The sequence below is a fragment of the Rhodohalobacter sulfatireducens genome (genome assembly GCF_022012475.1).
Taxonomy (GTDB): domain Bacteria; phylum Bacteroidota; class Rhodothermia; order Balneolales; family Balneolaceae; genus Rhodohalobacter; species Rhodohalobacter sulfatireducens.
Map to the genome: position 1 here is coordinate 43,172 of NZ_JAKLWS010000012.1, position 16,531 is coordinate 59,702.

Sequence of the window (16,531 nt, forward strand, 5' to 3'; positions counted from 1 at the left end):
AAAAATATTCACTTTTAAGTCACTTTATGTACCCTATAATCAATCGAGCCTGTATTTTTACACTCATTATTCTGTTTGAATCCACAATTACATTTGCCCTGGACACGGATAACTTTAACTCTGAAAACCTTGAAAAGTACATAGAGTTCAGGGCCGATCATGGCAAGTACAGCGGAATAACAACCATTTATCATGGTGAAGAAAAAGTATTTGAGAGTATTCATGGAGTAGCCAACAGAACCTGGGATGTTTCGGTAGATTTGCATACGAAATTTAACCTTGCGTCTGTCACCAAGATGTTTACTGCGACGGCAATCGGTATTCTCATCCAGGAGGGAAAAATTGACCCGAATGTTTCGTTCATCACTTACTTCGAAGATTTTACAAAACCGGAGATCGCTAAAAACACTACTATCAACGAACTGTTGTCTCATACCAGTGGCATTTCTGATTTTTTCTTCCAGGACGATTACCTCTATTCAGACCGCTCACGTCTTCGATCACTGGAAGATTACGATCGGTTTTATTCGAACTTAACTGTGGCCGACGTGCCGGATGACCGAATTCTCTATTCAAATACGAATTATGTAATTTTGGGGCGAATCATCGAAAAGGTGACAGGAATGACATATTACGACTACCTGAGGAGGAATATTTTCGAAAGAGCGGGAATGGAGAATACAGGATTCTTTGAGGCAGATTTAATCATCAAAAATGTGGCGACCGGGTATACAATCGATTTCCAGGCTTCCGCAGAATTTGGGGTGCCCAATGACGGTGCCCTGCGTTCGAATCAATTTATGAGAGCCATTAAAGGAATGCCGGCCGGCGGAGCGTACTCTACATCCCGGGATCTGTTTTTGTTCATGCAGGCTCTTCGGAACGGGGATCTTATTACGAAAGAACAATTTGAGAAGATGACAGCCATGCACAGGGGAGGATATGGATTCGGATTTCAGAAATACACTCAAAATGGAATCGAAGTAATTGGTCATTCCGGTGGTTTTTATGGAGTCAGTGCTATGGTTTTTTATCTGCCGGAAAAGGATTACACATTTATTAGCCTGGCAAATGTTGATTTTGGAGCTCAGCCTGTGTTCGACCGTTTTATCAATAATCTGGCAGGATTGAACTCCCCTGAGCCGATCAATTTAGATCTGGAAGAGTTCGAAAAATATGAGGGCTTTTATGAGATTGAGAGTGGCATCAGAGCGGGTAAACAGGTAGAAATCAAATCACAGGAAGATCGGTTACTTTTTGATAATGCCCTTGAATTTTTTCCAATCGGGGTGAGGCAATTTTTTGATATCGATAACGACCGTTTTACGATTACATTCCACGTCGATTCATCCGGAGAGGTAATCGGATTTACTCGTACAGACGGTCGGAATTTTACACAAAAAGCCACTCTTATTGATGCATCTGAAGTGAAAATCTTACAGCCTTTAACTGTTTCTGAGGAAGTTCTGGAGCAGTATCTGGGGAATTATCAATTTACGGAAGATGGAATGATGCCCGGTCATCAGCCGACTATAACGGTCGAAAACGATGGTCTGATGATCGACAACATGATGTATTTTTTGCCTTTTGAAAAAGACAAATTCTTCTTAGAGGATGATGTGGGAATGCAATTGCATTTTAAACGAAATGGCAGCGGAGTGATTGAGGAGATTCACGTTATGCAGGGCGATGATCTGGTCGGACGGGTGGAGAAATTGGATTGACCTCAGTTCATGAACATATTTAAAAAATCCCTACAAGTAATTGCTATTCTTCTTGGGATCTTTCTATTGATATTTTTTACTGCCATACTATGGCCTTTAGAGGAATTACCTGTTGTTCCTTCTCAGAAGGATAGCGTCATTCAAAATGTATCAATAATAGATGTAGAGAATGGTTCTGTCCATCGAAATCAATCCGTTTTGATTAGAGATGGAATCATCAGGCAAATTACAGCATCTGACTCCATGAATATCAGCGATGGAACTGTGGTAATAGATGCTGGGAATAAGTATTTGGTCCCTGGCTTTTGGGACATGCACGTTCATACTATTAAGATGTCTCCACGGCTGCACTATCCTTTGATGGTAGCTTATGGCATCACCGGCATCCGCGATATGGGTCTTTCATCCGCCGATAGTAGTGATTCTTTCTTTACTCATATGTCAGATAAGAGAATCCGGAATTTAGATGTTCTTGCCGGTAAATATCCCGGACCACAAATATTGGCAATTGCGAGTCATGTGCTGGAGAATGCCGGTAACCTTGATGCTTACAATTCGGTCCCAGAAAAAACCACATTGGAGGAAAAGGTTCAGGTTTTCTTAGAGGAATCATCAAAACAAGATTCAGATTTTATTAAGCTTCAGTTGAAAGGGCCAGGTTCGAGAGAGATTTTCAAATATCTAAAAAAGCATGCACCTAATTACAATTTACCACTATGGGGACATATACCTGAAGAGGTACCAGCATCGGAAGCACTGGTCCACCTTAACAGCCTTGAACATGCAAGAGCATTGATTTATGGCTCTTATAAAAGTTCAAATGAGATCGTTTCAGGAAAACTCTCGCACGATGATTTCGACACACCGGGGTTATTTCTTAGTGAAATTGTATCAGGTTACGATAGTACGAAGGCCGCTGAACTATTTAGAATCATGAAACAGTATGGGACTGCCTACTGTCCAACCCACGTTACACGACGTTGGGAGGCTTTTTTAGATGATCCTGAATATCTGGATTATAAGAGAGTTGATTATGTACCGTGGCTTCAGAAAACGATGTGGGGTATTGATCGATCAATGATGCTCGAATTAGATACGACTTCTACTGCAAGAGAAGCATTTATGGATTTCTATTTGAAAGGTCTTGAAATAACCGGAAAAGCAAATGATGAAGGTGTTCTTATTATGGCGGGCACTGATGCTCTCGACAGTTATGTATTTTATGGTTCAAGTATGCATGATGAACTTGAAGAGATGGTAAAAGCAGGACTCACCACATCTGAAGCACTTAAAACCGCAACACTTAATCCGGCTATCCATCTTGGTTTGGAAAAAGAGTATGGAAGCATTGAAGTGGGCAAAAAAGCCGATCTTATTATACTTGACAAAAATCCCTTGGATGACATTAAATCTATAAGGGAGATTTCGGCAGTCATTCAGAATGGAAGATTTTACAACTCAAAAAAAATTCAGGAATTAAAAGACTTTACGAAACGACAGGCCGCCAGCTTTTCTCTGACCTGTAAAATGATCTGGCATTTACTGATTTCAATAATCTTCTAAACGATTACATTTTTCCCTACATGTTGCATATGAACCGTAAACTTAAGCAACTTCTATCAGATACTCACTTGGGATAACGCCCGTACTTTGTTTAAATACCCTGTAGAACGATGCGCTGCTGTTAAATCCGATAATCGTTGACAAACTCAAAGAAGTTTATATCGAATGATCCCTTTATGACGGCCGAAAGGAGGTATTGTTTTGTTTCTTTACTTCAGACCTTTTCTTCGAGAGTTCACGCTAATTTCGTTTTGAAAACATAAAATCTACTTCATTTAGACCTTTTCGGGTTAATCCTAAACTGAAGGTTTCATTCTCAGGATTCACTCTAAAAGTAATCAAGTTGGGGAACTCTCTAAATTGGAATAAACCTTCCCCAATGTAGACTCCCTCTGCCGTCGGACCGGTAAAAAAAGGAGAAATCGTAAGAATACCCGTGGAGTCAAATTCAACAGTCATTTCTGCATCTAAATGAGGATTGAAATAATTACCTTTGATTTTATCTGCAAGTTTTTTGGGTACCGGTACATTATTATCAGGAAATGGTTTCTCCCATCCATAACTACTAATAATTTTATCCCGGAATGTATTAATGATAGGTTCCCGGATGCTGTTTGGTCCGTTTCCAAACATTGCAATCGCATTTCCGCCCTCCATAGTTCCATAGATGTATCCCCCTGTTCCTGTGTTAGCTCCACCGTGAGAAAACCAATGCTGATTTCCAAAATACCCAAACCTTTCAAAACCGTAACTCCAACCTCCTCCAACTTTTATTGTAACAACTTCAGTAACTTTTTTTGCTGTGTTTTGAGATAAAATGGTTCCTTTACCTGCTAAAGCTTTTTGGATTTCAATAAGCAATTTTGCCATATCTTCTGGTGTAGACCACATACCTGAAGCAGCTACCTGGGGAGTAATAGGAATACCTGTTTGTATTATTGTACCATTTTCATTGTGAGCTTTTGCCACATTTTTAAAGAATTGAGTCTCTTGAGGCTGAATCATTGAGGTTCTTGTCATTTGTAATGGTTCAAATAAATGTTCACTTGCCAATTTATGCAGTGGAGTATTTAGATGGTCTTCAAGAGCCATTTGAACCAGTGTATAACCACCGCCACTATACTTCCAGCTGGTGCCCGGTTCAAATATTACTTCAACCGGCTCATCATAGCCTGGAATCCTACCCTCAAGACTTTCTTTTAGAGAAGGTAAATCATCACTGTTATAATAATCTGTAAACCCATGTTGTGTTGTTCCTGCAGTGTGACTAAGCAGATGGTAGAGTGTAACAGGCTGATTTTTTGTAAAATTATTATCAGATAACTTCCATCTCTTTAGGTAATCGTTTACTGGTTTTGATAAATCAATTTTACCTTTCTCTTCAAGTATTGCTGCTACTAAAGCGGTGACTGGTTTTGAAATTGAGGCCGTACTAAATACGGTCTTTTCATTTATTGGTTTGCCAGATATGATATCGGTTATCCCCCATTGTTCTACCCAAACAGTTTCGTAATCTTCAACCACAGCCAAGGATAAACCTCTCAATTTTTCCTCAGCCAGAAGAGAGTCAATAGAGATTGATACACCATTGAAAGTTTTTGAATCAAAAGTACCTGGTCCTGTCTGAGAAAATACAAGAACGGGCAAAAAGACCAGGAGGAGTATAAAACTTTTTAAGGAGATAGAAGTTGACATTGTCATATTGTTTAGTTCAAGTGTTTAATACTGGCGATGTTACGCAAGACAATTTTAAACGTTGAACTGAACATCTCTCAACTTCTAATATGAGATACTAAAACCATATTCTAATGCAATGGAACAGAAGTAAATTAGAAGAGGGCTTAGTGATCTCAGTAGTGTTCTGAACGATTATATTTTTCCCTACATGTTGCATATGAACCGTAAACTTAAGCAACTCCCTTCAGATACTCACTCGGTGTAACGCCCGTACTTTGTTTAAATACCCTGTAGAACGATGCACTGCTGTTAAATCCGCATTCTCGGGCGATCGCATCAATAGTATAGTGGGAATATGATGGGTCCGGCAGTTTACTTTTTACTTCTTCAACCCGATAATCGTTGACAAACTCAAAGAAGTTTTTATCGAATGATCCATTGATGATCGCCGAGAGATGATGGCTTGGAATATCCAGTAGCCTGCTCAAATCACTGATACGTAATTCAGGGTTCAAATATGGTTTTTCCTCTTCCATGAATGAAAGAATTCGTTGCGCTTCTTCTTGCAGATTTTCGCTGGTTTTCTCCTTCAACTCCTCATGTTGATCAGAAATCGGGGTTGTGAAAAAAGAGTGGTCGGACGTTACAGCAGAAATACCAAACGCCTGCACAAACAATGTTAAAAATGTGTAGGTCAGGTAGTCGTAAGTGAAGAAAAGGTCGAAATTTGCGATCAACAGAATATGGTAGAGAAGTGTAAAGCCCCAGTAAAAAACAAACCCGGAGAGCATAAAAATCACCCATCGGTCCCTGTAAATAAGATCATTTGAATATTCAAAGCCTACTTTTTTAAAGTATGCTCGAAAGTTGCGAAGAGCTACAATGCCGTAGATTAGTTGCGACAGCATGAACAGGAAATAGAAATAATCCGGCGAAACATTGTAGTTTTCGTAAAAGGAGTTGTAGTAAGCTATCTTGGCATCTCCCTGAAGCAGATAATAATCCCAGATATAAATGATAGCCAGAAGGAAGGGGAGCAGATGGAAAAGATCCCGCCAGTAAAACGTTCTGTTTTTTTGAGTTGAAAATCGTTCAAAAAAGTATAGAAGCGGACCCGTTAAAAACCAAAGTGGCTCAACTGTCCAAATGAAGTGAGGGAATGCCAAGTACCAGTCAAAGTACATATATAGAAAATGGAGTGACTGAACACCCACAATCAGGAGTATGAGTATAATAACCGTTCTCTGGGAGCGGTTCCCCTGCTTTTGAAAAGAGAGCAGACCGGCTAGGACAAAACACTGCACCATGCCCCATGTGATGATGAGAGTCCAGAGGTTTTGTTCAGCTCCTGTGATATCTTCCATGTCAATAACTTTAAATTCATTCTGTATATACGCAAAAAGATGGAATGCGTCTTAAAACGAATCTCAACATTTCTCTCATTTTACAAGATGAGAGGAGTTGGCTGGGTAAGAATGAGCTAAATATGTAGAATAAGAAGAATATAGTCTTTATCGAGTTGTGAAGGTTCGATACTGTTTAGCAGTGATTAAAGTGACATGAAGTATTCCCTGACAGGCTTGTCGGGGATTTTCCAAGAATCACTTCGATATCAAGAAAAGAACTCTTTTAAGTGCTTTGCACTCCCGAATTCTCTGACACGTTTTTACGTAAGCTTGATCTTTCTTTATAAACTAAACAGGTAATAGGTCCGTCTTCGCAACGGGCATTAAAAGTAAGTAAGTGGAGCTATCTATTACTGTCAGTTTCGACCGACGGATAAGTGAGGAGTTTTAAGGTTGGTTTTAACTGCATCCCGTTGGCGATAATTCTTCTCTAAATGACTTAATAATCGTATGATTTTAGTCTATACCAACTCCGGATTTGCTCCGTACCAACTCCGCAAAATTGGAGAGTCGGGTTGGAGAAGACATGAGGTTGGCTTTGACGGGACGGTGTAGTGACCTTTTGTCTGTCCCGAGCAAAGCGGGACTGTGAAACGGTATACGAATGGCGCTCTGCTTTATATGGCACGAGCAAAAGAGCAAATTAGCTTGTCGAGTCGAATCCACGCAACGAGATGAGTAAAACTATTTTCCGATATATTTTTATCGAATACTCACCTTCAAGAATCGTTGTCTTTCTTTTTTTCTTTTTCATGGCCCGGGCGGGTACGGGAGGGGGGATCACTAGCCGGGAAAGTTTGATTGAGTTCCTTGTCTAACTTTTTCTTCTCTTTTTGAGCATTATTTTTGAGCTGCTTCTTCTTGGATTCATCCTTCTTATCATTCATAATAAATCATTCTTTTTTTAAAAGAGAGTTCAGTCACTCTACTATAATAACGCAGAAGACAATAAAAGCATTCAATTTGTCCTCAATTGCATTGATATTGACACATGGCTGCCTTTAAGGACTTCATTCATAACCAAATTCAATCATATGTGGTTCAATTCCCCGATCCTCTGGGTCGGAAAAGATGAAAAGTTGCCTCCTTCTTCCATAGTGATACCTTCGTGGAAAGGGGAACACTTTATAATAAGTTCAAATGTGCAGAAACGATTTGAATTATACATTGATACCTTGCGGGCTCTGCCCTGAGGTTGTTTATTGCTCATTCAATTTCACAATATTTGAACAGAGAAATGCTTATGCTTTGGATCATGTTTAAATTTTGCTTTAATTGGAATAATCCTCATAAGCAGCACCAAGTAGCTGTATAACAAATCTAAAGAACAAAGAAATCATGGGATATCTCATCGTCATATTAAAACTCATCGTTGGTCTCAGTATCTTAAATGTCTGGTTGCTGCGCTCCGGTAAAAAAACACAATGGAGAGGAGGGAATGCAGGCAATCTTGAAGAGGAGTTCAAAGCTTATGGTCTATCCAAATCGTTTATGTGGACCATTGGCGGGTTGAAGATTCTTTTAGCGGTTGCTCTCCTGGCTTCGATTTGGTATCCGGTGCTTGAAATGTATGCAGCCTATGGTATTGCAATTTTAATGCTGGGGGCGGTAAGCATGCATATTAAGGTTAAAGATCCTGTAAAGAAATCTATTCCCGCGTTTACGTTTTTGGTTCTGTCTTTGGCTATTGCTCTTTTATAAGTCATTTAATAGGAGCATAAGATACCTGATTGCCAGGTAACCGTTGACTGTCATAAAGAAAAAAGAAGGCAAGGCCTGGTTCAGGGAATCCCGGATCTTCAAACGGGTTATGAATGCAATGAGCATCATAAAGCTCAACCCTGCGGCGGCAAAAAAGCCAATTATACTGATGTATAAGCCTGCTACCAGTCCGCATGCACCCAACAATTGAGTGATACCCGTGAGCTTTCTAAGGGAATCATTCATACCATAACGAACGAACTCCTTAATCATAAAGGGGGATCTCAGGCACTGTATGCCGTAAACAGCAAAGAACAAAGCAATAATAATTGACAGAAATATTGTGGAGTTACTCAATAAGATCCTTTTTTCATAAAGAAGGTGTGTATAGAGTGAACTTCATAAACCATAGCCCCTGCAGCTATCGTTCATTTTGTCAAAGGAGTCAAAATTAAACTTGATAGATTGTTCAGAATGTATTCCTTTGTCACGGCAGAAGAGAGGTACTCGTTCTCGTCTCAAAGGAGGATAAGAAATATCATAAGTAATATCTCGAAACCTGTTTGTTACTCACGAATGACCATACCGAAATGATCGACATAACGTGTATATGAAGAAATTGATCCAGTTAGCAACCAAAAAATCCGGTTTAACTGTCAAACCGATTATTTTCATATACACATATTAAAAGTGAAATTTGCTTTGTGACTTCTGCTCATACAATCAACTTGACCGGTTTAATTACAAATGCTAGCAGAAGATTTGAATCCAATAAATGTCATTGATACCGGGTAACTGTTTTGCAAATTTTGGATTGATGAGTATTAAAAAGGGGACCCTCAAAATATTGCAAGCCTCCGAAGTGAATTCGTTTACATCACGCAATTCCGTATTTTTGGCGAATGCAAAAAGAACTACAGATACGGGTGCTCCCCGAAGTGGCAGGTGAGCCTCGGTTATTGAAAGAATACCTTATAGATAAGGAGGGACTTGCACTTGGAGATCTTCGGCATGTGCAGGTATTGCGCCGTTCCATTGATGCCCGATCCCGGCAGGCCTACTACCAGCTGAAGGTGCGGCTTTATATCAACGAAGTGTATCAACCGGAGAAGATCTCGCTGCCTGATTATCCCAATGTAGCAAATGCTGAAGAAGTGATCATAATCGGAGCGGGACCGGCCGGGTTGTTTGCCGCCCTGGAACTCCTGGAAAATGGGTTGAAACCGGTTATAATCGAAAGAGGAAAAAATGTAAAAGACCGCATCCGGGATCTCAAGCAGATCAATGTGCATCATATTGTGAACGAGGATTCGAATTACTGTTTTGGGGAGGGAGGAGCCGGGACTTATTCGGATGGAAAGCTCTACACCCGTTCAAAAAAACGGGGGGATGTCCGAAAGGTACTGGAGCTTTTAGTGGGTTTTGGAGCTGTAGAAAATATCCTTGTAGAAGCTCATCCACATATTGGAACCAATAAGCTCCCTGCAATCATAGCGAATATGCGGGAGTGTATTTTGCAGCATGGAGGTGAAATCCATTTCAATACCCGAGTAACAGGCCTGATCACCGATTCCACTTCCATCAAAGGGGTGAAGGCGCAGGATGGTTCGACCTATTCTGCCAAGAGGGTGATCCTGGCAACGGGTCATTCAGCCCGTGATATTTTTGAGCTGTTGTACCGGGAGGGGATAGAGATTGAGCTGAAGCCGCTGGCCATAGGCGTACGTGTGGAGCATCCGCAATCTTTGATCGATTCCATACAGTACAATTGCAAAACCCGGGGGGACTATCTTCCCCCGGCATCCTACAGCATTGCTAAGCAGGTAAACGGCCGCGGGGTTTATTCGTTTTGTATGTGCCCGGGAGGGGTTATCGCTCCCTGTGCTACCTCACCGGGAGAGATAGTGACCAACGGATGGTCATCCTCGAGACGGGCACGTTCAACCTCAAATTCGGGGATTGTAGTGGAATTAACGCCCGAAGATTTCAAACCTTTTGAAAAATACGGACCGTTAGCAGCGATGGAGTTTCAGCGATTCATTGAGCAGAAAGCCTGGGCAGAAGGTGGAAAGACCCAGGCGGCTCCGGCTCAACGCCTACTGGACTTTATCAAAGGAGACCTTTCCAGGGACTTGCCCAACACATCTTATGCTCCTGGGATTACTTCTGTTGAACTGGGTTCTGTACTTCCTGAACTGATTCACAAAAATTTGAAAGAAGGGTTCTTGCAATTTGAGAAAAGCATGCGTGGATACCTGACCAATGATGCCGTAGTGCATGCACCTGAGTCGCGAACGTCCAGCCCGGTTAAAATTCCACGGAATCGTGAAACTTTAGAGCATGTTCAGATCTCCGGGCTATATCCATGTGGAGAAGGAGCGGGTTATGCCGGAGGCATTGTATCGGCCGCCATGGACGGAATGAGATGTGCGAAACAGATAAATGCTCATTCGCGGTAAGAAACAGATCCGGTGCTTAAGCAAGTCCATGATTTGGGTAAGGGCAGAAGAGTAGCCTGAGCTTCAGTTTTTATTTTGAAAGAAGATCTCCTGAAAAACTACAATTATATAATTTGCGTGATATTTCATAAAAAAAGCCCCTGATCCATATCAAAACCAGAGGCTTTACTTTTACACAAAAGTCATTATCTATTCTTGAGGAAGATCTGCACTCATGGCTGGGTTTAATTCCCAGACTTCATCGTAGGTATCTTCAACGGCCAGGTCCATTATGCTATTCCAGTCATCCCAGGCCTGTTTGCCATGAACTTCTTCGAATGTTGAACGAAATTCATTGTTTTCATCCAGTTCGCCCCAGCTGTTCATCGGCCAGTCTACTACAAAATGGCGGCCAAGATCCCCCTGCTGAAATGCATTCCACCATAAGATCCAGGGATTGTCACCCTCCATCGCTTTCACGGTTTCGCTAATTTTTTCCAGTGCGCCCTGTATCAAAAAGAGATAATCTCTGGAGATTGTATTAATTCGCATAAAATGCATGCTATAATTTCCTTCAATGGGATTGGAGAGTTCCTGATCCATCGTCCAGTACTCCACGGTTCCTACATCTTCAATCAACGGAAGCACTACATTTATCCAATGATCATTATGTTCATCGCTGGAGGGTCGGTTATCAAGGTCGGAAAAAGAGGACATAGGTCCCATCACCAACGTCAATTTACCGGCATCGGGCCCCGAAGTTATGTTAAAAACAAAAGCTGAGTGTGGTGCCGTATTGTGGAACGTGCGATTGTGTTCCTGCATGGCTTCTTGCAGTTGCTCTAAAGAACTAAGATCCGGTGTTAACATTACGGATTCATACATTACGGATTCTTGCTCTTCTTCGTCCTGTGCAAACAAACTGAATGGCGTGAGCAAAAGAACGAAGAGTAAGATTAAGAAGTGTTTCATAACTTTTATTGATTTGTTAATTATTAGGTTTTTGCCGGTTAACGGTGGTTCCCGGGTATTCCTCTGATTCTCTCAGAGCTACCCATATCCTGTTTCTATTAGAATTTGTACCCCGCCGGTATTGCTTATGATTTTACTCTGTCCGATTGAGAAATGATTGTACTTTTCGAACAGATGTTTGGACTTTTTGATCGTTCAGTTCAAATAGTCCATACAGGCGGCATCTACCTGTATGGACCTAAGAAGCCTTGAATTTTTAAAGCCCGACGCCAATAAATATCCCATCTTTGCTATGTTTGTAGTCATCACAATCAAATAAGATTCACAAGTTCACGCGAAAACCCGGTGTTTGCCTCGAATTAGTTTTTTATTTGAACTCCTGCCCGCATTTACATCATCTACGTCTACTTTGCAACCTGCAAACTCCTTTTGGCGGTGACGTTGAAAGCTGCTTGCGGTCCTGCTTTGACGAAGGGTGCTGCACCTCCGGTAACCTCAAAATAGTAGGCTGTCAGGGCTGCAGCTACAATGTAATCCAGTTTAAAACGCCTTCTTCTCCAAATCCCAACCCTCTCTGGCTGTATATGAGTTTCATAACTTTTCGGGTTAGATTAGCAGTTATGTAGATCTCTATATTCTATTTGAAACCAGGGCCTGATTTCTCTCATACTACAACCAAAGACAAGGTAGGCAGAAGCCTAGGTTGCAACCCTTCTCTAATATAATCCCAAAAATCTTAAATGCTACAAAGCTGGAAAATGATTGTAATTTAAAGGGCTGTTTAGTGGCGGGTTGTTGATTTCAATAAGAATTTAAATACGGCAATGGAATTGCTGGGGTTTATTTCAGGCTTTTTTTTGGACATGGCTTTACCTATGACCTGGGGCAGTTGTCCCATGCTGAGTTGTCCCAGGCTTTCAGCCTGTTCTTTTCTTAGTCCTGTCATTATTTCCTGGGGTTGATACCCCAGGTTGTGTTGGCTGAGGCTTTTAGCCTCTGTATTGCCAAACTCAAAGACCAAACTGCAAAAGTAGGTAAGCTGTAAATTACTAAGTACTCGGTGTAGAACAACCTTGGGTTAGAATAATTGGAACTAAACCACACTGTTTTCAATATTCCAGGCTTTCAACCTGTTTCAGGATCATTTTTTTATTTGTTACCTGGAGCTGATGTCTCTGGCTGAGTTGGCCCAGGCTTTCAGCCTGTTTTGGATATGGTTTCACCTGTTACCTGGGGCGTGTGCCCCAGGCTGAGTTAACCCAGGCTTTCAGCCTGGTTGTATTCTACTCGTTACGTGAGTTCAGCCTTATTGTCCAAAGTAAATAGGCTGAAAGCCTAGTAGAACAAAGCCGGGGCAACGCCCCGGGTAGGGTGATGTGTAGTAAATATTCAGGCTGAAGGCCTGAAACAGAAAGAGATCACCATTATCACAACAAATTTTGTAAGGGAATCCCCATTTCAGTCTCATACAATAAAGACTAATTCCATCAAATCATTGTTATGAGTCAATCTTTATCAGCTATTTACATACATGCCACATTTGGGACAAAGGACCGCAATTATTGGATCAATGAGAAAATCTCAACGAATCTGCACGCATATATGGCGACTATTCTCAAAAATCTCAACTGTCCAGCTCTGATCATTAATTCAATGCCGGATCATGTTCATATTCTTTTTCGTATGTCAAAAACAGTAACAATAGCGCAGGTTATAGAAGAGGTCAAAAAGAGTTCATCAAAATGGATAAAAAATCAATTATCAGGAACGCCTTCATTCTATTGGCAACGGGGATATGGTGCGTTTTCTGTGAGTTGTTCACACCTGGATGTTGTTACCGAATACATTGCCCATCAAAATGAGCATCATAAAAAGGTGACTTATAAAGAAGAAATCGAGCGTTTAATGGACAAATATAACGTGAATGAGTACGAACCGGCGTATTATTGGAGTTGATGGTCTTTGAATAACAAATATCAGAGAATTTTGAAACTCAATCTATTCCAGGCTTTCAGCTTGTTCTTTTCTTAGTCCTGCCATTATTTCCTGGGGTTGATACCCAAGGTTGAGTTGGCTGAGGCTTTTAGCCTCTGTATTGCCAAACTCAAAGACTAAACTACCAAGAAAGATAAGCTGGAAATTTCTAGGAATTCAGCTCAGGACAGCATTGGGGTAGAATGATTGGAACTAAAACACACTGTTTTCAACATCCCAGGCTTTCAGCCTGGTTGTATTCTACTCGTTACGTGAGTTCAGCCTTATTGTCCAAACCAATTAGGCTGAAAGCCTATTAGAACAAAGCCCGGGGCAACGCCCCGGGTAGGATGATGTGTGGTAAATATTCAGGCTGAAGGCCTGAAACAGATGGACAGGGTAATGAACCGAGTGAAAGATTATGAAAATTATCGGTTAGGCTGTAAGCCTGCAATACCCTGGGCTATTTTAGATGCTCCGCTTTCTTTTACGACAACTTATTTTGTTGCTTCACGGTAGAGCCGGATCAACTCAGACCTCTTAATTTTGTGAGTCTCAGTTTTGGGAAGTTTGCTGATGATGACGAACTCTTTGGGTCTTTTAAAGCTGCGTAGTGCGTCGTTCAATCCCTTTTCTATTTCTTCTTTATTGAGTTTGCTGTTGGTATCACTTAATACAAGAAATGCTGTAACTTTTTGCCCCCATTTTTTATCAGGTATTCCAACTACGGCTGACTCTTTAATACTCGAAAAGGAATTTAAAATCTCCTCAACTTCAATGGGATTAACATTCTCACCCCCCGTGATAATCAGGTCCGTACGCCGATTTTCAATAAAAAGATGTCCCTTCCGGTTGATGTGTCCAAAATCTCCCGTATAAAACCAACCGTCTTCATCAATATAGTTTTGGTTGATTGATTCGTCCAGGTAACCGTCAAAAACTTGTGAGCCTTTCAGCCAAATATGGCCCGACTCATTGTATAGAAGAGATTCTTGCTTGTCATTTCGGATCTCGATCTGGTTTGGTTCAAAAACAGAGCCTACACTTTTTTTGGGAATATACATACCGCCACTCCTAAGCATGGGATTCGCTGCAATCTGGGCGCATGTCTCCGTCATTCCGTAACTGCAAACAATGGGAAGCCCGCGGGTAAGTGATTTGTTGATGAGATCCATGGAGATCGGTCCGCCACCCAGTAAAATAGCTTTGAAATTAAAATGAACGCGAAAAAATGAATCTTCCATCAGTTTTACCAGCATGGTTGGAACCATAGACGCTACTTCAAACGATTTTTTATGATGAAGTAGCTTTCGGATCTTCTCTTCCTCAAACGAAGCTACAAGGTAAACGGCCGAGTGATATAAAAGAGATCGATAGATCACATTGATACCACCAACATGATTTAGAGGGAGGCACAACAACCAATATTTATTATTACCGGGTTTAAAATTTTTAGCAGAAGAGGTTGCTGCAAAGAACACTTGTCGCCGTTTGATGGGTACAATTTTCGGCATACCCGTTGAACCGGAGGTAAGAAAATATCCCGCTATTTGCTCAGGTTCGTCTAAAGCCAGTTCAACGGATGCATCTTCTTCATCAAAAGAGAAAATCTCATCAGGAAGCTCCAGTTCTGGGTACCTTTCAAGAAGATCCATGGAATGAGCCCTATTGGAGAAAACAGCTGATGGTTCTACCTGGTCTAAGATACTCTCCAACTCATAAGTTTTAGATTTCGGATGAATAGGAAGAATCGGGACTTTTAAAAGGAAAGAAGCCGCAATTATAAAAACCGTTTCGACTGAACTGTCAGAAACAATGAAAATTGGTCTGTCTTTACTCGGTTGAATCGCTTCGAAGTGTGTCTGAATACGTTCACAGAACTGGTAAAGATTTTTATATGTAAAACTTTGATGTTCTGTGGATAGAAAAGTCAGATTTTCTTTTGGTAATTCATAAATTGGAACACGTTGTGAGCTCCCCATCATACTATCTATCTCAATTTTTTTAAATAAGATGTTTTGATCTGGCTGAAGGAGTCGGTACACGGATTTGGTTGGAGATTTTGGATCGATCCGTTCTCAATTATAAAATCCGGCAGTAGATCATCAGCTAAAAGATGTCCGGTATGTAAACCATGTCTCATCTCCGGGTCGCCGATCAGAAACGCGGTTGAAGCTGTCATTGAGCGACCAATTTTCGACTCGAGCATAGTGGTAACGACTATCTGTTTAGAATTACTTCTGAATTGGGAAATTGTTTCGTGGATTTTTAAAATATTTCCTAGAAGCATCGGCTTGATGATCAGGACGAGTTTGGGATAGAGGTTGAGTACTTTTTTTAATCGAGGAATTGTTGAAATGGATTCATCCAGTGCAATAGGTAAGTTCGATTCCGATTGAATCTTTTCCAGTTCAGACAAATCACTGATCGGGCAAGGCTCCTCTATATATTCGATCGGCAGATGGTTTAGTAGACTAAAGATTTTACGAAGTTCAGACCGTGGCCAGGATTGATTGGCATCCATCCTGAATTTGATATCAGGATATTGTTTATGAATTGACCCGATGAGTGAAGGGAGATCGTTTAACGGGTATGGAGCTTTTATTTTAAGGACATTAAACCCTTTTTTGATGGATGATTCAATATCCCTTTTCATCTCAGGTGTTGTTGAGTGACCGATCACATCATTAATAAGAATTTTTTTAGGTGTGCCCTTGTCTAAAAGTTCATAAACCGTTTTACCCTCTCGTTTTGCCAAAACAGAAAGACTCAGAAAGCTGATTCCAAATTGAATGGAAGGAAGATTTAATTCTTTAATATTTATCAACTCACGGATAGACTGAAGATCAAGATTTCCATCAAGGAATTCTTCAATCCATTTTTTTTGATCTGTGAGAGATTTTAGGACCTTATCAATAGACTCTTTTGAAAAACCGGGAAGGGGAGAGGCTTCCGAAAGAAAGTCGAGATTATTATCTCTGTAATGAAGAAGAACTCCCTTTCGTGTTTTATACTCAGATACTCCGGTTTTAAACGCGGTTTGGAACGGGAGTTCATATTCAAATAACTGAAGCAT

Annotated in this window: 12 protein-coding genes; 5 read left to right on the forward strand and 7 right to left on the reverse strand. The window is 40.9% G+C overall.

The genetic code is table 11. From position 1 onward, the window contains the following. The first annotated feature begins 26 nt into the window (after positions 1–26). Both L6773_RS10860 and L6773_RS10865 read left to right on the forward strand, forming a co-directional pair. On the forward strand, positions 27–1,724 hold the full coding sequence (locus L6773_RS10860; protein ID WP_237854349.1) for a serine hydrolase domain-containing protein: 1,698 nt from the start codon (positions 27–29) through the stop codon (positions 1,722–1,724). A 9-nt stretch (positions 1,725–1,733) separates the two neighbouring features. Continuing rightward, entirely contained in the window at positions 1,734–3,287 is a 1,554-nt protein-coding gene (locus L6773_RS10865) for an amidohydrolase family protein (protein ID WP_237854351.1), read from the forward strand. Positions 3,288–3,527: 240 nt separating this feature from the next. On the opposite strand, the gene L6773_RS10870 is transcribed toward L6773_RS10865, so the two are convergent. The 3 genes from L6773_RS10870 to L6773_RS10880 form a co-directional block, all read right to left on the reverse strand. After that, a complete protein-coding gene (locus L6773_RS10870; RefSeq protein ID WP_369431563.1) occupies positions 3,528–4,988 on the reverse strand; it encodes a serine hydrolase domain-containing protein in 1,461 nt (486 codons plus the stop codon). Positions 4,989–5,194: 206 nt separating this feature from the next. Then, positions 5,195–6,328: a helix-turn-helix domain-containing protein gene (locus L6773_RS10875; protein WP_237854355.1), complete on the reverse strand. Its 1,134-nt coding sequence runs from the start codon at positions 6,326–6,328 to the stop codon at positions 5,195–5,197. A 761-nt stretch (positions 6,329–7,089) separates the two neighbouring features. After that, positions 7,090–7,257 carry a hypothetical protein gene (locus L6773_RS10880; protein WP_237854357.1) on the reverse strand — a complete coding sequence of 56 codons (168 nt, stop codon included), beginning with the start codon at positions 7,255–7,257 and terminating at the stop codon, positions 7,090–7,092. A 451-nt stretch (positions 7,258–7,708) separates the two neighbouring features. Between L6773_RS10880 and L6773_RS10885 the strand changes: the two genes are divergently transcribed. After that, entirely contained in the window at positions 7,709–8,071 is a 363-nt protein-coding gene (locus tag L6773_RS10885; RefSeq protein ID WP_237854359.1) for a DoxX family protein, read from the forward strand. Here the strand turns inward: L6773_RS10885 and L6773_RS10890 are convergent. Then, positions 8,066–8,428 carry a DoxX family protein gene (locus L6773_RS10890; RefSeq protein WP_255727739.1) on the reverse strand — a complete coding sequence of 121 codons (363 nt, stop codon included), beginning with the start codon at positions 8,426–8,428 and terminating at the stop codon, positions 8,066–8,068. The genes L6773_RS10885 and L6773_RS10890 overlap by 6 nt on opposite strands. A 545-nt stretch (positions 8,429–8,973) precedes the next feature. Between L6773_RS10890 and L6773_RS10895 the strand changes: the two genes are divergently transcribed. Continuing rightward, on the forward strand, positions 8,974–10,530 hold the full coding sequence (locus L6773_RS10895) for an NAD(P)/FAD-dependent oxidoreductase (RefSeq protein ID WP_237854361.1): 1,557 nt from the start codon (positions 8,974–8,976) through the stop codon (positions 10,528–10,530). A 189-nt stretch (positions 10,531–10,719) separates the two neighbouring features. Here L6773_RS10895 and L6773_RS10900 read toward each other — a convergent pair whose 3' ends face one another. Next, positions 10,720–11,481 carry a hypothetical protein gene (locus L6773_RS10900; protein ID WP_237854363.1) on the reverse strand — a complete coding sequence of 254 codons (762 nt, stop codon included), beginning with the start codon at positions 11,479–11,481 and terminating at the stop codon, positions 10,720–10,722. A gap of 1,500 nt (positions 11,482–12,981) precedes the next feature. On the opposite strand from L6773_RS10900, the gene tnpA reads away from it, so the two are divergent. Further along, entirely contained in the window at positions 12,982–13,437 is a 456-nt protein-coding gene (gene tnpA / locus L6773_RS10905; RefSeq protein ID WP_237854365.1) for an IS200/IS605 family transposase, read from the forward strand. Positions 13,438–13,952: 515 nt separating this feature from the next. Here the strand turns inward: tnpA and menE are convergent. Continuing rightward, a complete protein-coding gene (gene menE, locus L6773_RS10910; protein WP_237854366.1) occupies positions 13,953–15,500 on the reverse strand; it encodes an o-succinylbenzoate--CoA ligase in 1,548 nt (515 codons plus the stop codon). Further along, positions 15,446–16,531 carry an enolase C-terminal domain-like protein gene (locus L6773_RS10915; RefSeq protein ID WP_237854368.1) on the reverse strand — a complete coding sequence of 362 codons (1,086 nt, stop codon included), beginning with the start codon at positions 16,529–16,531 and terminating at the stop codon, positions 15,446–15,448. Before L6773_RS10915 ends, menE begins: the two co-directional genes overlap by 55 nt.